This is a genomic window from Ruegeria sp. CDSA141, from assembly GCF_059612005.1.
Genome location: NZ_JBXWPT010000001.1, coordinates 745,976 through 765,751, shown reverse-complemented (window position 1 = coordinate 765,751; position 19,776 = coordinate 745,976). Strand labels below are relative to the sequence as shown.

Here is a 19,776-nt window from a genome sequence, read left to right as displayed (position 1 = left end):
CCGTGTTCTCCTCAGTCAAACAGCTTGTCGCCTTCGAAGACGGGGGTGCCGTCACGAAGAGATTTCAGGTCACGCAGGAAGGATTGGATCAGCCGCCATATCATCAGGGCAAACCCAGTGGGCACGGCCATAAGGAACCAGACTTTCGATACCCGAAGCCCATCCGTGACCGAACCGAATTTGGCCGAAACGTGAACCGCCTCATACGACCAGTACAGCGCGATGATGGCCACGCCGAACATCACGAGATCGCCGAATATATAGAGCAGCGCTTTGGGGCGCGGCCCGATGTAGTGCATGATCACATCGATCCGGATATGGGCCCGTTCTTTCACCGCAGCCGCGGCACCAATCCAGGCGAGGTAGATGAAGGAATACCGAACAATTTCCTCGCCCCAGATCGACGAATAGGCAAAAATCTCGCGCCGCAACACCTCGATGGCCATGGTGATAACCAGCATCACGTAGAACACCAACAGCAACCAGCGCTCTGCGTTCCGGTCTATGTTTTGAAGAATGGTCATCTGATCCTCCGGCGAAAGGACAGCCACGCCCGCGCCTGCCGTGGCGGGTTGTTGTCGGGCTGACTGCAAGAAAAGGTCGTGGACGCCCGTCAGGCGTCCACCGGTTTGGCTTTAGGCGTCGTGGACGTAGTATTTGCCCTGAGTGCCGGCCGCTTCGACAAGTTTCTCGAAGTTGTCCATCGATCCGGCCAATTCCGTCTTGAACGGGTCCCAGTCGGCGTTCTGATACCCGCCTGCATCCTGCCATTCCGCCAGTTGATCGTCACTCAGCGAGTGGAACTGCACCCCTGCCTTGTTCAGCTCGGCCATCGCATAAGCCCGAGCCGACGGAACCTTGGACAGGTTCTGATGGCTGGTCATTTCTGACCCCCACATGATGCCTTCCTGTACATCGGCGGGCATCGAGTTGAACCATTCCAGGTTACAGGAATAAACTTGGCTATCCGGGACCGCCTGCGTGAAGGTCACGTGGCTGAGGATATCCTTGAAACCAAAGACATAGAGCGCGCCAACCGATGGATCGAGCGCGTCCGCAACGCCCTGCTTGATGGCCGACGGGGTCTCGCCCCAGGCTACGGGCGTCGGGTTGGCACCGACCATGCGATAGTACTGTTGCAGCATCTTCGATCCCGGCACGCGGAACTTGATCCCGCTCATATCACCGGGGGTGAGCACTGCATTGCCGCCCTGACGAACCGCAACGACGCGCGGGTCGATGTTTACATAGAACAGAGCCTTGAATCCTGCGGCCTCGACCTTGGGGTGAACCTCATTTTTCCACGTGTCAGAATGGACAAGGTTGGTAAAACGCTGGTTCGAGCCGCACAGGTACGGCATGTTGATCAGGTCGACTGTCGACGCGAATGGCGCAAAGTTTGACAGCGAATGCTGCGCTGCTTGAATGGTGCCGCCCTGCACCTTCTGGACCAGTGCGCCACCCGCACCAAGCTGACCGCCGGGGGCCAGTTTGACATAGACCTTTCCGTTTGTGGCGTTCTGAATGTTCTCCTTCAGATCCAGCTGCATGATCGGGTAGCTGCGCGACGCGCCAAGCACATAGGCCGTGGCCACCGTCATCACGTGGTCTGCGGCCTTCTCTCGCTCGCTCTCTTCCTTCGCGGTCTGCGCGGCAGCCTCGGAAGACCACAAAACGCCCCCTGCCCCGGCGACTAATGCGGCCGTGAATGCGCCACTGGCGCTCAGTTTTAGAAAATTGCGGCGCTCGGCCGATGCAAGTTCGGTCTTGTCGGTTTTCATCAATTGCCCTCCCAAGCAAAAGTTCAGCTGCCGTCTTTTGCGTTCCGGTCAGCTTCCTTTTTCAGAATTGCGACAACGAACAAGATCGAGGCCGCGAACAGAACCAACATCTCTCCAACGTCACCAAGAAACGCATTGTTCGCAAAAGCACCCAAAGCGACATTTGCGAAATAGATCGCAAAAACGATGACTGATGCAGCGAGATACATTTCCGGGACCCCCTTCAGAATCGGCTCAATTGTCTTTGTAAGCGCTTACATCAAAAATGCAAGCGCTTACATAAACGCTTTCATCCTTGGAAAAATGCGACTAACTTAGGCGAACCGAAATTGAGAGTTCGAGAATGTCAAAACATCGGTCCGCACCGACGCTGGATGACGTTGCCAAGGCAGCAGGCGTTTCAACTGCCACCGTGTCGCGGTGCCTGAACACCCCGCAACAGGTTGTCGAGGCAACGCGAAAGCGTGTTTTATCTGCCGTAGATTCCCTGGGCTACACGCCGAACTTTGCAGCGCGTGTGATGGCCGCTCGGCGTTCTTTCACTATTGGCGCTATCATCCCGACAATGGAAAACGCAATCTTCGCAAGGGGTTTGCAGGCATTTCAAGAGGAAATCCACAAACAGGGCTACACCTTGCTGGTCTCCAGCTCAGCCTACCAGCCGGCCGCAGAAGAAGATCAGATCCGAACACTGGTTGCCCGGGGTGCCGACGGGCTTCTGCTGATCGGGCACGACCGTGACCAGCAAATCTACGACTATCTCGAACGGCAGAAAGTGCCGGCCCTGGTTGCGTGGTCCTTCCTGCCGGACAAACCCATACCTTCGATTGGATTTGACAACAGACGGGCAATGGAGGCTTTGGCGAGCAGGATCATCGAATTGGGCCACACGCGTCTGGCGACGATTTCCGGCATCAGTAAGGGAAATGATCGTGCGCGCCTGCGGATCCAAGGTATAAAAGACGCGATGTCCCAACATGGCCTGTCGCAAGACGATCTGGTCGTGACCGAAACCTCCTACGAGATTGAAAGTGGTGCCGAGGCATTCAAGCACCTCATGTCGAGCGACCGCCCGCCATCCGCGGTTTTGTGCGGCAACGACGTTCTGGCAGTCGGCGCGGTACGGCAAGCTCAGCAGATGGGACTTCGGGTGCCCGAAGATGTCTCCATCACTGGATTTGATGATATCGAGCTTGCGCGCATCGTCGCCCCTGCACTGACAACTGTTCATGTCCCTCATCGTGAAATGGGACGCAAGGCTGCTTTGGCGTTGATACAGATGATCGAATCCAACTCACCCGGCACATCCGTCGAACTGCCAACCCACATCGTAGGCAGAGAGTCTCTGCTTGGCCTCAACAGGTAACGCCGGCTTTGTCATTCCTTTGAACAGGACCATCGAAATACGCGCTATCTTAAAGATACTGAGATCCGCGAAGGCGGCGATGAGGACGCAAAGCGTCTGCTTTTTGACTAATTAACAACGTTTTACAGATTGTTGCTGGAGCGGGTAGCGGGAATCGAACCCGCGCGTTCAGCTTGGGAAGCTGACAGGCTACCATTACATCATACCCGCCGCGCCAACTGAAATAACATCAGAGCATCCGAACGATCAAGTCAGATCGTCGTCCACCTTCATCAAGGGTTTTACTCGGTTCGCGCCCGCAGGCTGTCGATCAGGGACTGGTCGACATCCAAGGCGGCGCCCGCCGCCTCCAAAGTTCGGCGATCGAGATGCTGGGGGTTCAGATCAATCCCTTGTGAAAACGCTTCAACAATGGCCTTCATGGCTGTGATCCGCGCATATTTCTTGTTGTTGGATGGGATCACGTGCCAAGGGGCTATTTCTGTCGACGTCCGTGCCAGCATTTCGTCAACGGCCACTTCCGCGACATCCCATTTTTCACGGTTTCTGAAATCTTCGTAAGTCAGCTTCCAACGTTTCATCGGGTTTGTCAGACGCTCGGTAAAACGGCGCATCTGCTCTTCTTGTGAAATGTGGAAGAACAGTTTTACAATCCTGGTCCCGTCATCAACCAGCATTCGTTCGAAGTCATTGATTTCCTGATACGCGGCCCGCCAGCGCGTTTCCGGGGTCAGTTTTTCAATTCGCTCCACCAGAACCCGACCATACCAGCTGCGGTCGAAAGCGGAAATCGCACCGGACGGCGGCAGGCGTTCCCAGAACCGCAGCAGATAATGCCGGTTGAGGTAGTAGTTTCGGGGCGCGCCGATGGGCCAGACCTTGAAGCTGCGCGGGTCCAAAGCCTGACTGATCCGGCGAATGGTTCCCCCTTTTCCGGCAGCGTCCCAGCCTTCGAACACCAACACGCCCTTGATCCCGTGAAACAGAAAGGCTTGCTGAATTCTGGCCAACCTTGTCTGCAATTCGATCCGCTGATCGAAATAGTTCCTTTTATTCAGCCTTTTGTTCAGATCTGCATCTGAGAGCTTTGGGGGATGATGTTTCCTCATGCTGGCACCTGATCGTTGCATCCTGGATCAGGGTATTCTGAAACCTTGTGGCAAATCGGCATTGATCAGGGTCAAATGCAAAAGGCCGGGCACAGGGCCCGGCCTTTGCAGTCTGTTCCGCCCCAATCAGGCGCGGCGGCGACGGCCACCGCCGCGACGACCACCTGCGGGGCCCGCGGTACCCGCCTCGTCCGGCGCTTTGTTGAACTTGATCCACTCACCGCCATGGGGGTCATTATTGGTCAGCAGGTTGGCGGCGCGAATGGCCTCCATTTCCTTGCCGGCGCGCGGCTTGGTCGAGCCAAGACCGAACAGCTGGCAGAAGGTTTCATCATCCATGTCCGCAGGCAGAATGACACCCTTGGCTTCAATCTCGGCCTTTTTCTCAGCGATCTTCTTGGGCCCTACAGGCAAGGCAACAGGGTTCATGATTGCCGAGGTCATACCAGCGCCCATCGCCATTGGAAGGAAAGCGTTATTGATGCCGTGGCGGTTCGGCAGGCCGAACGACACGTTGGACGCACCACAGGTGGTGTTTACGCCCAGCTCTTCGCGCAAGCGACGGACCAGCGCGAACACCTGCAGACCAGCAGTTGCCATCGCACCGATGGGCATGACCAGCGGGTCGACCACGATGTCATGCGCGGGAATCCCGAAATCAGCCGCGCGCTCGACAATCTTCTTGGCCACTTCGAAACGCACATCGGGATCTTCCGAGATACCGGTGTCATCGTTCGAGATCGCAACAACCGGGACGTTGTATTTCTTGACCAGCGGCAGAACCAGCTCCAGACGCTCTTCTTCGCCGGTGACCGAGTTCAGCAGCGGACGGCCCTCGGCCGCCGCCAGACCCGCTTCCAGCGCACCTGGAACCGACGAGTCGATGCACAGCGGTACTTCGACCAGCCCCTGAACCAGTTCGACAATCTTGCGCATCAGCGGCGGCTCGGTCTCGTTCGGATTGGGGTTCGAGTTATAGACAACGCCCGCATTGATATCCAGAACGGTTGCTCCCGCAGCTACCTGCGCCAGCGCGTCTTTCTCGACGGTCGAGAAATCGCCCGCTTCCAGCTCGGCGGCCAGTTTCTTGCGGCCAGTCGGATTGATCCGCTCACCGATCACGCAGAACGGTTCGTCAAAGCCCAGGACGGCTGTTTTTGTTTTTGATTCTACGACTGTACGCGTCATGTCCGTTCCTTAGGAGTTTACAGGCTGTGCAGAGGCACCGCCGTTATTGATGGCCCAGTTGGCGTTGGTCTTGATGCCGCCAAGTGGGAAGAAGTGTACGTTGGTGATGTTGAAATCCGGGTTGGCCGCTTTGTGGTTGGCCAGTTCGGTCACAACATCGGTCGGCTCGTAGGGCAACAACAGCTTGGAGACGTCCATGGCACGCTTTTGCAGCACCTTCAGAGACGGGCCAACACCGCACGCGATGGCGAACTTGATCAGAGTCTGCAGCTTGGCCGGACCGGCGATACCGATATGGATCGGCAGATCAATTCCGGATTCTTTCAGGCTGTCGGCCCAGGCGATGATCGGCTTGGCGTCAAAGGCGAACTGGGTGGCCAGCGCCATTTCGGCGTCCGTGGTCTCGTTGAACTTCTGTTTCCAGCGCAACGCGTCATCGACGTTTCTGGTCGAGCCGTCCGGGTCAATGTCCTTGTTACCTTCGGGGTGACCGGCCACGTGCAGGCGCTTGAATCCCGCCTTGTCGAACAGACCGGTTTCCAGCAACTGCATCGAACTGTCGAAATCGCCGTGCGGATTGGCAACACCACCGGCCAGCAACAACGCCTGTTCGACACCTGCTTCGCCCTGGTACATGGCGATCCAGTTTTCCAGGGTGGCCGCGTCTTTGATTATCCGCGCCGGAAAGTGCGGCATCACCGGATACCCCTCGGCCGCGATCCGCTTGGCGGTCTTGACCATATCCTCGATCGGAGTGCCCTCGATATGGGCGATGTACACGCGTGTTCCCTCGGGCAGCAGCGGGCGGAAATCCTCGACCTTTTCGGCGGTGCGCGGCATCACCTCGATCGAATAGCCCTGCAAAAAGGCTTCGACGGTCGGATTTACTGGGCCGTTTTCGACCACATCACGTTTCTTGAAGTTCAGCAAAGCCATTTCGGCCTCCCATAAAGTCTGGGGCTCATGCCCAACCGTCATTGGCGATCAGCGCTTTGACGCGGTCCTGATCGTATTCCGTTTCCAGACGCACAGCTTCGGCTTCGGCAATCTCGGCAGGATCGCCTTCGACCGCGAAAGGTTCGGCTTTGCGCCATTCGGCCAGATAGGCATCACTGTCCTTGGCGTTCACCTTCATCGCGGCACGGTCGATGGCTTGTTCAAACCGTTCTTCCAACTGCCGCTTTGCGCCACGACGGCCTTTGCCGACGATGACCTGAGCGGGAATGTCGCGCCAATACACGATGGTGACGTCAGGCATTGCTGTGATTCCTCCTAACCCGATGGGCCGGTTCTAAACTTCAATGTAGGCTTGGGTCGGTCGATTTTCGACACACGGCGCTTTCCAAACGACGTTTTGCGCCTACTGTAGGGTACGTGGCTTTTACCCAGTTTTCCGGAAAACGCGCATATCATAATTCTCATCGTCACTATGAAAGCGCTGCATAAAAAAGAAAAACCCCGGACGGAAGAAACCGTCCGAGGCATGAATTGATGGGCCAAATGGCTTTAACCGACTAGACCGCCATCCTCGCGAGTAATGGCGATAATGGCCGAACGCGGCACCGAGTCAGCGCCTTCAGGCCAGTGGCTGTTGCCGTCTTCGCCCGGGTGCTGAATGCCGACAAACATTGTGCGGCGATCTGGAGACCAGCTGAGACCGGTGACCTCGCACTCATTCGGGCCAACCAGAAAGCGGCGAATTTCGCCCGTGACAGGGTCACCTGCCAGCATCTGGTTATTGCCCTGACCGGCGAAGTCCCCTTCGTTTCCATAGTTTCCGTCGGTTTGAATCCAGAGCAAACCATTGGTGTCGAATTTCAATCCGTCGGGTGAATTGAACATGTTGTCGGCGTTCACGTTCTCGGATCCGGCATAGGCATTTTCATGCACGGTGGGATTGCCTGCCAGCACGTACAGATCCCAGCCGAAGCCGGCAGCGGTATGATCACCACCGTCCGGTCGCCAACGCACGATCTGACCGTAATTGTTCTTGTCCCGCGGGTTCGGGCCGTTGGCCGAGGTATCGTCGCCCCCTGCATTCGGTTTGACACCACGGTTCTTGTTGTTGGTCAGACAGCAATAGACTTCGGGTGCATTCGGGTTTGATGCCACCCATTCCGGGCGGTCCATTGTCGTGCCACCAACGGCCGAAGCGGCTTGACGCGTGTGGATGCAAACCTCGGCCTGCGATGCAAGCCCGCTGGTTTCAGGTGTCAGATCGATCCACTCACCGGTGCCGTCATCGTTGAACTTGGCGACCGAAAGCGTTCCATTCTCAAGCAGCGCATTCGTGTCCACCCCGGCTGCGTAAACGCCATCGGAAACGAAGCGGTACAGGAATTCTCCGCGTTCATCATCGCCCATGTAAACCACGACGCGACCATCGTTGTTGACTACGGTTTCCGCGTTCTCGTGCTTGAAGCGCCCAAGCGCTGTCAGCTTGCGCGGTGTCGATGTCGGGTCGGTCGGGTCAATCTCGACGACATATCCGGCACGGTTTGGTTCGTTGGGGTTTTTGGACACGTCGAAACGGTCGTCGATCTTGGCCCAGCCATAGCCCCAATCGCTTGCCGATACTCCATAGCGTTTCAGTTCAGGGCTGGTTTCGTGGTTTTCATCCTCAGCCGAGAAGTAACCATTGAAGTTCTCTTCACAGGCCAGATACGTGCCCCACGGTGTCATGCCATTTCCGCAATTGTTCCATGTTCCCTTGCACGTCATGCCGGACGGATCGGCGGCGGTCTTCATAAGGTCGTGACCCGCGGCCGGACCGGTGATGGTCATCTCGGTCTGCGGTGTAACACGGCGGTTATACGGGCTGTCCTTTACGATACCCCATTTTCCATCTCTGTTGGCAATTTCCACAATGGTAACGCCATGGGCCATCATGCCTTTGGCAACGTCGTCATCGGATGCTGCCTTGGCGTCCGGATTGTTGCCCCAAAGAATGTCGCGGTTGGTATACTCGTTGTTCACCACCAGCAGAACATGACCGTCGTGGTAAAACACATCCTGGCCATCCGTGTTGTCACCAAATGCGCGTTCCTGACTGGCTGCCGTGCCTCGGGTGGCATGATTGAATTCAGGCACATCCGACCACAGCGGATCACCCCAGCGCACTATGACCTCGGCTTTGTAACCCGAAGGCACAATCACTTCGTCAGCCGTCGAAACCGGAATCGCCTCGAACGAGAAACGATCTGCCGCAGCGCGCGCAGTAGTCGGCAGAATCGAGCCGCCAACGGCAGCGAAACTGCCCATCGCCAGGACGCCACCCATGAATCCGCGACGCGACAACGCGCGCTCGACAACGCGGTCAAAGTCACATTCTTCAGGTCGCGGGCTTATGATTTCATCGTATTCATCAAAGGAAAGGGTGTGATCGTCTTTCATGTTAATCTCCATATCTGGCTGTAAGCTCGAAAAGAATCCTGCTGAGGGTTCCATGAATGCCCATCGCACCTGAGTATGAACGGCATGTGACACGCACGTTAATTTCAAAATTGAAATCACTTGCACGTCGGCAATCCCCCGCCTAGGGTCGGGGTAACTCGAAAATCGGAGGGCGTAACGATGGCGCCCAAGCGTCCCAAAGGTGCGGGCGCGTTCCCGAAAGCGGTCGAAAGCCCCGCGCCGGCAAGACCCGATCCGGATGCTCTTTACGCGGCACTGGATTTGGGTACAAATAGTTGCCGCATGTTGATCGCCCAGCCCAAGGGCAGTGGGTTCCATGTGGTAGACAGCTTCTCCAAATCCGTGCAATTGGGCGCGGGTCTGGAACGCACCGGACGGCTGTCGCGGGCGTCCATGGCTCGTACCGTTCAGGCTTTGCGAATCTGCCAGCAAAAGCTGAAACGCAACAAGGTCAGACGGATGCGTCTGATCGCGACCGAGGCGTGCCGCCGCGCCAAGAACTCGCGCGAATTCATCCGGCAGGTGAAGCGCGAAACCGGCCTTACGCTTGAGATAATTCAGCCCGAGGAAGAAGCCCGTCTGGCAGTGATTTCCTGTGCCCCGCTGGTTTCAACCAAGACCGAGCAGTTGCTGGTCGTCGATATAGGAGGTGGCTCGACCGAATTGGTCTGGATAGACATCTCGTCCGTTCCGCGTCGCGACCGGCCAGCAGCAATCATGCGGCTGCACCACGGGTTTCACCCTGCCGACAGCCCCTTTCCGGCAGCAAAGGTCGTTGATTGGATCAGTGTGCCGCTGGGAGTTGCCACGCTGCGGGACCAGTTCAATGATGTCGAGAATGACGCCGCCCGTTTTGCGTTGATGAGTTGGTTTTTCGAGGAAAACCTTGCCGATTTTGCACCCTATAAGGACGAACAGGCGCGCGTAGGGTTTCAGATCGTCGGCACCAGCGGCACAGTCACTACTGTTGCGGCCTCTCATCTGGGCCTCAAGCGATATGACCGGACCAAAGTGGACGGGCTGCGCATGACCAGCGATCAGATTGACAAAGTCATACGCGGGTATTTAGAACTCGGCCCTCATGGGCGGCGCCGGGACCCTCGAATTGGTGAAGACCGGCAAGCCCTGATCATGTCCGGTTCGGCCATATTGCAGGCTTTGCTCCGTTGCTGGCCCACTGACCGCCTTTCGGTGGCGGACCGGGGGCTGCGCGAGGGTTTGCTGTATGCGCAGATGAGCGCGGACGGTGTATTGGAAGACGGACCGTTCTGATGGCGAAAACACCAAGTGGAAAAAACAACTCGGGCCGCGGGCAGCGCGACCTGAAGGTGAAGGTCAAAACAGCACGTGGGCGAAAGCTCAGCTCGACCCGTTGGCTCGAACGGCAGTTGAACGATCCTTATGTAAAACGCGCTCAGGCCGATGGATATCGTGGGCGAGCGGCATATAAAATTCTGGAACTGGACGACAAATTCCGCTTTCTGGTGCCCGGCGCGCGCGTGGTGGATTTGGGTTGCGCGCCTGGTGGCTGGTGTCAGGTCGCCGTCAAGCGGGTGAACGCGCTGGGCGAGAAATCAGGCAAACGGGTCGGATCGGTGCTGGGCATTGACCTGCAAGAGGTCGAACCGGTCGCTGGCGCCGAAATCCATGTTCTGGACTTCATGGAAGATGACGCCGACCAGAAGGTTAAAGACTGGCTGGACGGCAAGGCAGACGTAGTGATGTCGGATATGGCTGCGGCATCATCTGGTCACAAACAGACCGATCACCTGCGAATCATGGCGCTGTGTGAAGCGGCAGCTTATTTCGCGTTTGACGTTCTGGAAGAAGGCGGAACCTTCGTAGCCAAGGTTCTCGCCGGTGGTGCCGAAGGCGATCTGCAAAAACTGCTAAAGCAGAAGTTTCAGAAAGTTACCAACGTCAAACCGCCTGCGTCACGCTCGGACAGTTCGGAAAAATTCGTTGTTGCAACAGGGTTTCGCGGCGATTCTTAATCATCCAACCGAATGCGATTTCCGCTCAGGCGTTGTTCGCGCAACGACGTGGCCGCCATGCCCTGCAACATCAATGTGTCACCATGGGTCAGGTATACAGGTTCGCGGCTGCGCAACTCTTCAATACGTTGCGCCAACGAAATAGATCGTACATCCGTTGCTCTCTGCTTTGACACTTCAATAGACATCCATCACCTCTGAACAGCACACCTGAAATGTTGTTAGCGGGGAATCTTGCCGTGAAGATGGAGCAAATCGGGCACGTATATGCCGGTTCAAGGGCTGAGTTGTTGCGACAATTGCCGCAGTGCCGGATCATCGGGCAACTTGTCCAATGCCTCTTGCAAGGCGGCTCGCGCAGCTTCCGGACCGCGATTGATCTGCACCAATTGCACGAGCATAGGCCACGCCTCGGCCCGCTGCGGGTCCAGCGTCACAACTTCGCGAAAGGCCTGTTCCGCCGCAGGAGCGTTGCGAAGCGTCAACGCCATGCCCCCCAGTACAAGGTGGGTTTCCGGGGCATCCAGCCTATTCGAAATCGACTCCTGCCATTCTGACATGCCCTTCCCGGTTAAAGCCCGTTGCTGAGGTGTCAAAGCCTGCGGAGGAATACTCAGGAACTCTTTGGCGGCAGCGATGCGCACGTTTCGCAAAGGATCAGACAATAAGGGCTCAAGTCTTTGCACCTGATCTGTCGCGCTGGCCTGACGCTGTAGCGCCACTGCATTCGCTCGTATCAGCGGGTCATCTTCTTGCAAAAGCGGCGCCGTGACAGCGGCCATCTCTGGCGAGCCAAACGGCTGCATAAGATATGCGGCGGTCGCTCTCACAATCCCCGGCTGCGACGCATCCATTGCAACGGAAAGCAAACCCTCGGGCGTGTCGAGCTGCCCTTCGGTCGCAGCCTTGAAAACCGTCCCGAAATGCGCGCTCCGATTTGGCGAGCCTGGGAACCAATCCTTTATCTGGTCGGCAGCCCAAGCTTGATCTTCGCCCTGATGGCAGTCTGTGCAGGCATCAACACCCAGCCCCAGATCCGGTCGCGGTATGCGAAAGCTGTGATCGCGTCGACCGTCGACACCCATGTAGGTCCGCTCGATCATATGGCAGCTTTTGCACTGCGCCCCTTCGCTGTCTGCCGGATGTTTGTGATGCTCGGGGGTGTCGTACTCCTTGAGGTCAAGGGTCGGGAACTCCGGGTTTCCGGCGGATGAATGGCACTGCGTGCAAACTCCATTTCCTTCGGCCTTCAACTCTGCGCTGTGCGGTTCGTGACAGTTCATGCATCCCACGCCCTGCGCGTACATCTTGGATTGCAGGAACGATCCATAGACGTAAACCTCATCCAGTATCTGCCCGTCAGGATGATACGAACCGGGGCGCAGCACAGCCAGATTATACGCATCATGATACGGGGTTCCCGGAACCGGGTTTCCATTGCCATGCGCCTCGCGCCGGGAATGGCATCCGGCGCATTGCTGTATTTCTTCTTCGGCCCGCCCTTTGCCCCAACTCATCAGAAAGCCGGCGTCGCCCAGGCCATCTGAAGACCCCTGTTCTTGGACCCAATCGATATGTGCAGACCCCGGCCCATGGCAGGCCTCGCACCCAACCCCGATCTCGACCTGTTGAGAGGTGTAGGTTCTGGTTTGAGGATCGTAGTTTTTTTCAAATCCCGTGGCGTGACACTCGGCGCAGCGCGCGTTCCAGCTCTTGTAGGGGCCCGTCCAATGCAACCCGTCATCAGGCGGCAGGTCCTGATCAGGATACAGGTGATACCAGCGCTTTTGCTCGGTATCCCAAACCACGTCAAAACTTTGCAACCGGCCCGGTTCAGTCTCAAAAAGGTATTGCTGCAAGGGTTCGATTCCAACGACGGAATGAACGTCATACTCCTTCGTTACACCGTCCTTTTCCGTTACACTGGCCGAGAACCTGCCTGCCTCACGTTTGAACTGGACGGCCATACCGTCATGATCGAACCGGGTTCCGTCAAAATCGGCCGCAAGAGTGCCGTCAGTGGTACCTGTCCACGCCAGCGCATGGTGTGACCCAGCCCAGGCTTCGGCTTCTTGCTGATGACAGCCGGTACACTGATCTGAACCTACATACTCTGGCGTCTGCGCCTGAATTTCGCCAGCGATTGCAAGGTAGGCCAGTATCAGGGCAAATCTCATGCCATATCTCCTTCAGAGGCTTTTTGCAGATCAATCAATGCACCATTGTATTCGGCCCCCAAAATCAGGATCGCGGAATAGAGATACAGGAAAATCAATGCCGCCATAGCCCCCGCCAATCCAGCATAGGTGGCGCTGTAGGTGGCGAACTGGCTGATATAAATTGAAAAAGCCCATCCACCGGCCGCCCACAAGGCCAAAGTCAGCAGGACGCCGGGCAGAATTTGCATCAGGCTGTGCCTGCGGGTTGGCAGCACAAGATGTGCCAGAAGAACCGTGCCCGCTGGAACCGCTACGGTAAACGTCCAGCGCAGGCGATCCACTGAAAACCAGTTGGCCACGGCACCTTCTGTGTGTTCGGCCACCAGTTTCGTATAGACTGGCAAAACCACCTCGACCGCGGCGATGATCAAAATGGCCGCCCCGCCCAGAATGACCAGCACCAGGCAGAGCAGCCGGGTTTTCCAGAATGGCCAACTGTCCTCGTCGTGGTAGGCCTGGTTCATGGCTGCACGTACGGCGGCCACGCCGTTGGAGGCAAAATAAATCGCCAGCAGACCACCCAAGGTGATAACACCCGAGCCGGATCCGGCCAGAACGGCCCGCAGTTCGGCCACGATGGGATCGGCGACATCCTTGGGCCACGCTCCGAAAATCAGGTCAATCAACTCATCCGTGACATAGCCTTGCGACAACGCCCCTGCCAGCGCCACGGTGAACAGCACAAAAGGAAACAGCGCCATCATCAGCGACATGGCGACATGGCTGCTCATGACAAAGCCGTTCTTTCTGCTGAACCGGCGGATCGACAGCCAAAGCGCCCGAACAGGTCGGCTAAACAGGGGATTCGCGGCAGTGGTCATGCTGCAACCCTAACCTGCCGAAATGGAACACAGAACCCGTCATCAATATCTATTTGGCGAATGAGGGCCAACAAACGCCTGAACGCATTGCATAAACCTGGCCTCGCGTGCAGGATTGGGTCACGCAGGATGGAAAATGGGCGCTGCTTTTGCAAGAAACAGGATTCCGAATGACCCCGGATCAAGAAGACATCACGGTTAGACCCAGGCTTCGACTGTCCGTTGTCCGGGATACATGCATCATCGCGACACTGATCGTGCTGGGCCTCTATGCCGGTGCGAACTTCCTGATCCCGCTTGCCATGGCGCTACTGGTCAATGTTCTGATCATAGCGCTGAGCGATCGCGTCGTAGCCGTGACCCGCGCTTCGGTCTGGCTGGCCAATGTCGCCGGTGTGACCGTCGTTCTGGCGGGTTTGTTCATGATCATGTACGTGCTGGGCAGTCAGGCGACGCAATTTGCACGCTCCGTCAGCACCTATGAAAACCAGTTCGATGGTGCGGTCGAGCGTGTAACGGGACTGGTCGGCAACGACGTGACCACCTTCATTCGTGACAATCTGGTCAGTATCGACATGTCCTATGTCGCACGCGTATTGCTGGGCAGCGCCACCTCATTGTTGAACCAGTTTTTCCTGATCAGCCTGTATGTCGCCTTTCTGATGGCCGAACGACTGGCGTTTCGGAAAAAGATCCAACTGGCGGCCGGAGATCCCGTCGCCGCAGCCGAGTTTTCCACCATGCTCGATGCGATTTCGGTCAGCTTGCAGCGTTATGTCGGCGTCAAAACCCTGATCAGCCTGATAACGGCAACCATCAGCTACACGGTTTTCCGCTCGCTTGGTCTGGAATACGCGGAAACCTGGGCCGTACTGACCTTTGCCCTGAACTTCATCCCCTCGATCGGTTCGATCATAGCCGTGTTTTTTCCGGCTATGATCGCACTTGTTCAATTCGAAACGATCATCCCCTTTCTGGTCATCGTGCTGGGATGTGGAACGATCCAATTCCTGATCGGCAATTTCCTTGATCCGGCCATGCTTGGTCGATCCCTGAACATGTCGACCTTTCTTGTCATTCTGGCCCTGACCTTCTGGACAACGGTCTGGGGCCTGATCGGTGCGTTTCTGAGTGTGCCTCTGACAGTATGCATCCTGATCGTTTTCAGCCACATCCCGGCACTTCGGCCGGTCGCCATACTGATGTCTCTGGATGGCAGGTTGGGCGAGGATAACAGTCAGGCCACAACAAGCTAGGTCATGAAGCGCCCCCTTTTCATCGGATCGGATATCTACCGCAACTCGACCTACGGTTCAAAGCACCCGCTGGCCATCCCGCGGGTTTCAACCGTCATCGATCTGTGTCGCGAACTGGGTTGGTTGACGTCCGAGAACTACCGCGTCAGCCCCTGCGCAAAACCCGGTGTATTGGAAACGTTTCATACGCCGGACTATATCGCCGCCCTGCAAAAGGCGGAAGCGTACCAGCATGTCACGGACGAAACACGGAAAAGATACGGTTTGGGGACTCTGTCGAACCCGGTCTTCGCCGAGATGTACCGCCGACCTGCAACCGCTGCCGGTGGTTCCATGTTGGCCGCCGAACTGATCCGGGACGGCGGGATCGTTTTCAACCCTGCGGGCGGTACACACCACGGCCTTGCGGACCGGGCGAACGGGTTTTGCTATCTGAATGATCCGGTTCTGGCGATACAGTCCCTTTTGAACACTGGCATAGAGCGCGTGGTCTATGTCGACATCGACGCCCATCATTGCGACGGGGTTGAACTTGCGTTTCACGGGTCGGACAGAGTCCGGATGATCTCGGTCCATGAGGCGCGGCGATGGCCGTTCACGGGCCAACTTGAGGAAGACGCCGGTGGCGCGGCCTTCAACCTGCCCGTTCCAAGACATCTGAACGACGACGAATTTGCCGCCATTCTGGATCAATTGATCCTGCCAGCGACCGAAGCGTTCAAACCGCAAGCGATTGTCCTGCAATGCGGAGCCGACGCCGTGGCCGAAGACCCGCTTTCGCGTTTGACCCTGTCCAACAACGCGCATTGGCGAACGGTCGCGGCGCTGAAGTCTCTTTCGCCTCGTTTTCTGGTTCTGGGTGGCGGTGGATACAATCCCTGGTCCGTGGGACGCTTGTGGAGCGGCGTTTGGGCCACCCTGAATGATTTCGAAGTTCCTGACACACTTGACGTCGGTGCACAGAAAATCCTGCGGGATCTGACCTGGAGCAGGGCCGCAGGACAGGCGCCTCAACCCCACTGGCTGGACAGTTTGCGAGACGCGCCAAACATCGGGCCCATACGACAGGAACTGAGGAACGATTTGCGCCACCTCACCGCCAGGCATTCACAGTAGATCGGTCCGTCAAAGCCTGCTAACATTCCGACATTTCGGGATATTCCTGACCGGCTTAACCCCTGTTCCGTTATCACTTCAATTCTTCCAGTTTGGCACCGATTGGACCACCACCCATGAATGCACTTAATCAGATACTTGATCTCAAGGCCCGCATGGGCCAGTCCATCATCGGGCAAACCGAGGTCATCGACCGACTGCTGATCGGGATGCTGGCCAACGGAAACCTTCTGATCGAAGGTCTGCCCGGATTGGCCAAAACACGTGCAGTCAAGGCGATGGCACGCAATCTGGATGCGGATTTCAGCAGGATCCAGTTCACGCCTGATCTGCTGCCTTCAGACGTGACGGGAACCGAGGTGTTTCAACAGAGTGATGAGGGCGGCACCTTTCGCTTTGAACCCGGTCCGATCTTTGCCAACATCGTCCTCGCTGACGAGATCAACAGGGCACCGGCAAAGGTGCAGGCCGCTTTGCTGGAAGCGATGGAAGAACGGCAGGTCACGGTATCTGGAACCACCCACAAAATGGAACCATTGTTCATCGTGATGGCAACCCAGAACCCCATTGAACAAGAAGGCACCTATCCCCTGCCCGAAGCGCAGATGGACCGGTTCCTGATGCATGTTCAGATCACCTATCCGCCGGTCGAGGATGAGGTTGAAGTGATCCGAATGGTACGGGGCGAGGAGATCGCGGCCGGGAAAGGCGCGTCAAGCGAGCCACCACCGACGATCCCGCAGGACGCCGTTTTTGCAGCGCGTTCGGAAATTGGGCAGATCCATGTTTCGGATGCAATGGACCGCTATATGGCCGATCTGGTTCAGGCGACCCGGACGCCTGCGGCGCTCAGCGAAGAACTGGCCAGCTGGATCGAAATCGGCGCCAGCCCGCGTGCCTCATTGGCATTGGACAAATGCGGTCGAGCGCATGCGTGGATGAACCAGCGCGATTATGTGGACCCTGCGGATATTCGAGCCATAGCACATGACGTGTTCCGTCACCGCATCACGCTGAGTTTTGAGGCGCAGGGGAACGCCAAAACGGCAGATGACGTGATCGCGGAAATCCTGCGTCTCGTCGCGCTGCCCTGACGGTTCGGGTTGGCCGAGTGCATCAATCCACAACATATCCCGATGATCCCCGCATTCACGTCAGTGCGGATCACCTCTTGCGTCTGGAACCGCATTCTCGTGCTCTGAGCTTTTTGCCACGTCAGCCCGCCCGGTCGATCCTGAATGGAACACACGCATCACGCCTGCGCGGACGCGGCCTAAACTTCGAAGAATTGCGAAACTACCAACCGGGCGACGATATCCGCACAATTGACTGGAAAGTCACGGCGCGAACCGGGGAGCCCCATGTTAGGGTCTATACCGAGGAACGAGACCGCCCTGCCCTGCTGCTGGTCGACCAGCGCGTTTCGATGTTTTTTGGAACAGAAGTGTACATGAAGTCGGTCATCGCTGCCGAAGCTGCCGCAATCACTGCGCATCGCGTTCTCGATCAGGGCGATCGTGTTGGAGGCCTGGTCTTCAGCGACACGAGCGTTGCAGAACACAGGCCACAGCGCCGCGCTGCGGCGCTTATGCGGTTTTTGTCATCAATCGGGGCTGCCAATTCGGCCTTGCACGCTGCCTTGAACCCGCAACCAACCGTGGCTTTGAATAACATGTTGTCCGAAGCCGCGCGTATGTCCCAAACCAACGGGCTGGTTTGCCTGTTTTCCGACTGTGACGGGCTTGACGAAAGATCGGAGTCCTTGCTGCGCCGTATTGCGTTCTCAAACGATCTGATCGTGTTCAATATTTCTGACAGAACAGCCAAGGTACTGGCGCCCAATCTGAAACTCACGGTCTCGGACGGGAAAGACCAGATCGAAATCGACAGCGCCGACCCCGAATTGTCCGGGAAAATTCGCAAATCCATGGAAGACAGGTTGAACCAACTGCATACTTGGTCCCGGCGATACGGTTTTCCGGTTGTTCCTTTGACAACGGCGGAACCTGCTCTGGATCAGTTGCTGTATCTGTTCGGGCATCGCGGGGGGCAGAAATGAGCATCGACACGACAGGGAAATCTCTGGTTGATCTGCTGAATATGCTCGAGCCGACACCAGAACCTGCGACTGTTTCGATGCTTCCGCAGACATGGGGGTGGTTGGCGCTGGCTGTTATTCTGCTTGGCTTTGTTGTACTAGTCAGTGTTGTTTTCGTCCGACGAAGACAGGCAAACGCGTATCGACACCATGCGCTGGCAGAGCTGGCAAACCCGGATATCACGTCGGCAAAAGTTGCCGAAATCCTTCGCCGCACCGCGTTGGTCGCATATCCGCGCAGGCAAGTCGCAGGAATTCATGGGGATGATTGGCTGAATTTTCTTTCGCAAACATCTGATGATACAATCTTTTTATCTGACATTGGGCAATCACTGCTCGTAGCGCCGTACAAGGACCTTCCGCCAAACCGCGCCTTGACACAACTTGCTCGGCATTGGGTCAAGTCCCATAAACTGCATCGGGGAACGTGATGGTTTCCTTTTCTGCACCGTGGGTGTTTTTGCTGCTGCCGCTGCCGGTGCTGGTCTACGCCATTGCTCCACCCCGGCGGGAAACAACCGCGTCTATTCGCATTCCGTTTTTCCGCCGCGTTGCGCAAGCAGCAGGCGCCGAGCCGAAATCCGGGTCAATTATCCGCAGCCGTGCCTGGCTTCAAACCGCCAACGTGGTATTGATTTGGCTTCTGCTGGTTCTGGCGCTGGCCCGTCCGGAACGATTGGGCGACCCCATCGTTATAGAGAAATCTGCCCGAGATGTGGTTTTGGCGCTGGATATCTCTGGCTCGATGGATCAGCGGGACTTCGAGTCCGGGTCCGGTACACCGATGCAAAGGCTGGAGGCGGTCAAAGAAGTTCTGAAACAGTTCATCTCTGAAAGAGATGGCGACAGGATGGCGTTGATCATCTTCGGAACACGCGCGTTCATTCAAGCGCCCTTCACGGAAGATCTGAACAGTTTGAATGGGTTCCTGGACCAAACTCAAGTTGGCATGGCGGGTCCGAACACAGCTTTGGGCGATGCCATCGGACTTGGCATTCGAACCTTTGAGTCCAGCGAGGTTGAGCAACGCCTGATGATCGTACTCAGCGATGGCGCCGATACATCCAGTCGCATGACACCGGTCAATGCCTCGGCAATTGCTGCGGAAAAGAACGTAGTTGTCTATACGATTGGTGTCGGAGACCCGAATGCAACGGGTGAAGATCGTGTGGATTTGCAGGCTTTGAAGGACATAGCCGCGCGTACGGGCGGAGAGTATTTCTTTGCCGACGATGCCTCGGCCCTCGAACAGACCTATGAACGCATTGATGAACTGAACCCCAGAATTGTGGAAACACAAAGCTATCGGCCCAAACGTAGCCTTGCCCATATTCCGTTACTATTTGCGTCGATCGTCATTATGGTCAGCATGGCCGGGTTCCATTTCACCCAGCGGCACCGCGGGGTCGTCTGA

Annotated in this window: 20 protein-coding genes and 1 tRNA gene; 9 read left to right on the top strand and 12 right to left on the bottom strand. The window is 56.9% G+C overall.

The window, feature by feature from the left end; all coding sequences use genetic code 11:
• Window positions 1–11 precede the first annotated feature (11 nt).
• The 3 genes from AC2FLP_RS03835 to AC2FLP_RS03825 form a co-directional block, all read right to left on the bottom strand.
• Window positions 12–524 carry a TRAP transporter small permease gene (locus AC2FLP_RS03835; RefSeq protein WP_117868902.1) on the bottom strand — a complete coding sequence of 171 codons (513 nt, stop codon included), beginning with the start codon at window positions 522–524 and terminating at the stop codon, window positions 12–14.
• A gap of 111 nt (window positions 525–635) precedes the next feature.
• Window positions 636–1,781, bottom strand: coding sequence for a TRAP transporter substrate-binding protein (locus tag AC2FLP_RS03830; RefSeq protein ID WP_299893561.1), 1,146 nt, complete (start codon window positions 1,779–1,781; stop codon window positions 636–638).
• Window positions 1,782–1,804: 23 nt separating this feature from the next.
• Window positions 1,805–1,990: a hypothetical protein gene (locus AC2FLP_RS03825; protein WP_496680625.1), complete on the bottom strand. Its 186-nt coding sequence runs from the start codon at window positions 1,988–1,990 to the stop codon at window positions 1,805–1,807.
• Between the two features lie 134 nt (window positions 1,991–2,124).
• On the opposite strand from AC2FLP_RS03825, the gene AC2FLP_RS03820 reads away from it, so the two are divergent.
• Complete coding sequence (locus AC2FLP_RS03820; RefSeq protein WP_299893563.1) at window positions 2,125–3,147, top strand: LacI family DNA-binding transcriptional regulator; 1,023 nt, start codon at window positions 2,125–2,127, stop codon at window positions 3,145–3,147.
• 136 nt (window positions 3,148–3,283) lie between these two features.
• Here AC2FLP_RS03820 and AC2FLP_RS03815 read toward each other — a convergent pair.
• From AC2FLP_RS03815 to AC2FLP_RS03790, 6 genes are all read right to left on the bottom strand, one after another.
• Window positions 3,284–3,357: transfer RNA gene (locus tag AC2FLP_RS03815), tRNA-Gly, on the bottom strand.
• 71 nt (window positions 3,358–3,428) lie between these two features.
• Complete coding sequence (locus AC2FLP_RS03810; protein WP_496680627.1) at window positions 3,429–4,256, bottom strand: polyphosphate kinase 2 family protein; 828 nt, start codon at window positions 4,254–4,256, stop codon at window positions 3,429–3,431.
• Between the two features lie 126 nt (window positions 4,257–4,382).
• A complete protein-coding gene (locus AC2FLP_RS03805) occupies window positions 4,383–5,444 on the bottom strand; it encodes a methyltetrahydrofolate cobalamin methyltransferase (protein ID WP_496680630.1) in 1,062 nt (353 codons plus the stop codon).
• Between the two features lie 9 nt (window positions 5,445–5,453).
• Window positions 5,454–6,380, bottom strand: a complete 927-nt coding sequence (locus AC2FLP_RS03800) for a methylenetetrahydrofolate reductase (protein ID WP_496676027.1) — start codon at window positions 6,378–6,380, stop codon at window positions 5,454–5,456.
• A gap of 25 nt (window positions 6,381–6,405) precedes the next feature.
• Window positions 6,406–6,702, bottom strand: a complete 297-nt coding sequence (locus tag AC2FLP_RS03795; RefSeq protein WP_117868895.1) for a virulence factor — start codon at window positions 6,700–6,702, stop codon at window positions 6,406–6,408.
• Window positions 6,703–6,950: 248 nt separating this feature from the next.
• Window positions 6,951–8,837 carry a PhoX family protein gene (locus AC2FLP_RS03790; RefSeq protein ID WP_496680634.1) on the bottom strand — a complete coding sequence of 629 codons (1,887 nt, stop codon included), beginning with the start codon at window positions 8,835–8,837 and terminating at the stop codon, window positions 6,951–6,953.
• Window positions 8,838–9,017: 180 nt separating this feature from the next.
• Between AC2FLP_RS03790 and AC2FLP_RS03785 the strand changes: the two genes are divergently transcribed.
• A complete protein-coding gene (locus AC2FLP_RS03785) occupies window positions 9,018–10,130 on the top strand; it encodes a Ppx/GppA phosphatase family protein (protein WP_496680636.1) in 1,113 nt (370 codons plus the stop codon).
• Window positions 10,130–10,852, top strand: coding sequence for an RlmE family RNA methyltransferase (locus AC2FLP_RS03780; RefSeq protein WP_496680638.1), 723 nt, complete (start codon window positions 10,130–10,132; stop codon window positions 10,850–10,852). The genes AC2FLP_RS03785 and AC2FLP_RS03780 overlap by 1 nt, the downstream gene beginning before the upstream one ends.
• Here AC2FLP_RS03780 and AC2FLP_RS03775 read toward each other — a convergent pair.
• The 3 genes from AC2FLP_RS03775 to AC2FLP_RS03765 all read right to left on the bottom strand — a co-directional run bounded on the left by AC2FLP_RS03775 (window position 10,849) and on the right by AC2FLP_RS03765 (window position 13,892).
• On the bottom strand, window positions 10,849–11,040 hold the full coding sequence (locus AC2FLP_RS03775; RefSeq protein ID WP_162896771.1) for a hypothetical protein: 192 nt from the start codon (window positions 11,038–11,040) through the stop codon (window positions 10,849–10,851). The genes AC2FLP_RS03780 and AC2FLP_RS03775 overlap by 4 nt on opposite strands.
• A gap of 87 nt (window positions 11,041–11,127) precedes the next feature.
• Window positions 11,128–13,029, bottom strand: coding sequence for a cytochrome c3 family protein (locus AC2FLP_RS03770; protein WP_496680640.1), 1,902 nt, complete (start codon window positions 13,027–13,029; stop codon window positions 11,128–11,130).
• On the bottom strand, window positions 13,026–13,892 hold the full coding sequence (locus tag AC2FLP_RS03765) for a YihY/virulence factor BrkB family protein (protein WP_496680643.1): 867 nt from the start codon (window positions 13,890–13,892) through the stop codon (window positions 13,026–13,028). The genes AC2FLP_RS03770 and AC2FLP_RS03765 overlap by 4 nt, the downstream gene beginning before the upstream one ends.
• A gap of 170 nt (window positions 13,893–14,062) precedes the next feature.
• Here AC2FLP_RS03765 and AC2FLP_RS03760 point away from each other — a divergent pair, with 170 nt between their 5' ends.
• The 6 genes from AC2FLP_RS03760 (at window position 14,063) to AC2FLP_RS03735 (ending at window position 19,776) form a co-directional block, all read left to right on the top strand.
• A complete protein-coding gene (locus AC2FLP_RS03760) occupies window positions 14,063–15,148 on the top strand; it encodes an AI-2E family transporter (protein WP_496680645.1) in 1,086 nt (361 codons plus the stop codon).
• 3 nt (window positions 15,149–15,151) lie between these two features.
• Window positions 15,152–16,264 carry an acetoin utilization protein AcuC gene (locus tag AC2FLP_RS03755; protein ID WP_496680647.1) on the top strand — a complete coding sequence of 371 codons (1,113 nt, stop codon included), beginning with the start codon at window positions 15,152–15,154 and terminating at the stop codon, window positions 16,262–16,264.
• A gap of 116 nt (window positions 16,265–16,380) precedes the next feature.
• Window positions 16,381–17,358: an AAA family ATPase gene (locus tag AC2FLP_RS03750; protein ID WP_496680649.1), complete on the top strand. Its 978-nt coding sequence runs from the start codon at window positions 16,381–16,383 to the stop codon at window positions 17,356–17,358.
• 17 nt (window positions 17,359–17,375) lie between these two features.
• The gene (locus AC2FLP_RS03745) at window positions 17,376–18,323 is read left to right on the top strand and encodes a DUF58 domain-containing protein (RefSeq protein WP_205511921.1); all 948 of its coding nucleotides are present in this window, start codon (window positions 17,376–17,378) and stop codon (window positions 18,321–18,323) included.
• Complete coding sequence (locus tag AC2FLP_RS03740) at window positions 18,320–18,793, top strand: DUF4381 domain-containing protein (protein WP_496680651.1); 474 nt, start codon at window positions 18,320–18,322, stop codon at window positions 18,791–18,793. The genes AC2FLP_RS03745 and AC2FLP_RS03740 overlap by 4 nt, the downstream gene beginning before the upstream one ends.
• The gene (locus tag AC2FLP_RS03735) at window positions 18,793–19,776 is read left to right on the top strand and encodes a VWA domain-containing protein (protein WP_496680653.1); all 984 of its coding nucleotides are present in this window, start codon (window positions 18,793–18,795) and stop codon (window positions 19,774–19,776) included. Before AC2FLP_RS03740 ends, AC2FLP_RS03735 begins: the two co-directional genes overlap by 1 nt.

What these genes read in the sequence shown, in the direction of transcription:
- AC2FLP_RS03820 (WP_299893563.1), top strand. Translation starts at nt 2,125, where the DNA reads ATGTCAAAACATCGGTCCGCACCGACGCTGGATGACGTTGCCAAGGCA.
- AC2FLP_RS03790 (WP_496680634.1), bottom strand. Translation starts at nt 8,837, where the DNA reads ATGAAAGACGATCACACCCTTTCCTTTGATGAATACGATGAAATCATA.
- AC2FLP_RS03825 (WP_496680625.1), bottom strand. Translation starts at nt 1,990, where the DNA reads ATGTATCTCGCTGCATCAGTCATCGTTTTTGCGATCTATTTCGCAAAT.
- AC2FLP_RS03835 (WP_117868902.1), bottom strand. Translation starts at nt 524, where the DNA reads ATGACCATTCTTCAAAACATAGACCGGAACGCAGAGCGCTGGTTGCTG.
- AC2FLP_RS03780 (WP_496680638.1), top strand. Translation starts at nt 10,130, where the DNA reads ATGGCGAAAACACCAAGTGGAAAAAACAACTCGGGCCGCGGGCAGCGC.
- AC2FLP_RS03785 (WP_496680636.1), top strand. Translation starts at nt 9,018, where the DNA reads ATGGCGCCCAAGCGTCCCAAAGGTGCGGGCGCGTTCCCGAAAGCGGTC.
- AC2FLP_RS03755 (WP_496680647.1), top strand. Translation starts at nt 15,152, where the DNA reads ATGAAGCGCCCCCTTTTCATCGGATCGGATATCTACCGCAACTCGACC.
- AC2FLP_RS03735 (WP_496680653.1), top strand. Translation starts at nt 18,793, where the DNA reads ATGGTTTCCTTTTCTGCACCGTGGGTGTTTTTGCTGCTGCCGCTGCCG.
- AC2FLP_RS03765 (WP_496680643.1), bottom strand. Translation starts at nt 13,892, where the DNA reads ATGACCACTGCCGCGAATCCCCTGTTTAGCCGACCTGTTCGGGCGCTT.
- AC2FLP_RS03750 (WP_496680649.1), top strand. Translation starts at nt 16,381, where the DNA reads ATGAATGCACTTAATCAGATACTTGATCTCAAGGCCCGCATGGGCCAG.
- AC2FLP_RS03775 (WP_162896771.1), bottom strand. Translation starts at nt 11,040, where the DNA reads ATGTCTATTGAAGTGTCAAAGCAGAGAGCAACGGATGTACGATCTATT.
- AC2FLP_RS03810 (WP_496680627.1), bottom strand. Translation starts at nt 4,256, where the DNA reads ATGAGGAAACATCATCCCCCAAAGCTCTCAGATGCAGATCTGAACAAA.
- AC2FLP_RS03760 (WP_496680645.1), top strand. Translation starts at nt 14,063, where the DNA reads ATGACCCCGGATCAAGAAGACATCACGGTTAGACCCAGGCTTCGACTG.
- AC2FLP_RS03740 (WP_496680651.1), top strand. Translation starts at nt 18,320, where the DNA reads ATGAGCATCGACACGACAGGGAAATCTCTGGTTGATCTGCTGAATATG.
- AC2FLP_RS03795 (WP_117868895.1), bottom strand. Translation starts at nt 6,702, where the DNA reads ATGCCTGACGTCACCATCGTGTATTGGCGCGACATTCCCGCTCAGGTC.
- AC2FLP_RS03800 (WP_496676027.1), bottom strand. Translation starts at nt 6,380, where the DNA reads ATGGCTTTGCTGAACTTCAAGAAACGTGATGTGGTCGAAAACGGCCCA.
- AC2FLP_RS03830 (WP_299893561.1), bottom strand. Translation starts at nt 1,781, where the DNA reads ATGAAAACCGACAAGACCGAACTTGCATCGGCCGAGCGCCGCAATTTT.
- AC2FLP_RS03770 (WP_496680640.1), bottom strand. Translation starts at nt 13,029, where the DNA reads ATGAGATTTGCCCTGATACTGGCCTACCTTGCAATCGCTGGCGAAATT.
- AC2FLP_RS03805 (WP_496680630.1), bottom strand. Translation starts at nt 5,444, where the DNA reads ATGACGCGTACAGTCGTAGAATCAAAAACAAAAACAGCCGTCCTGGGC.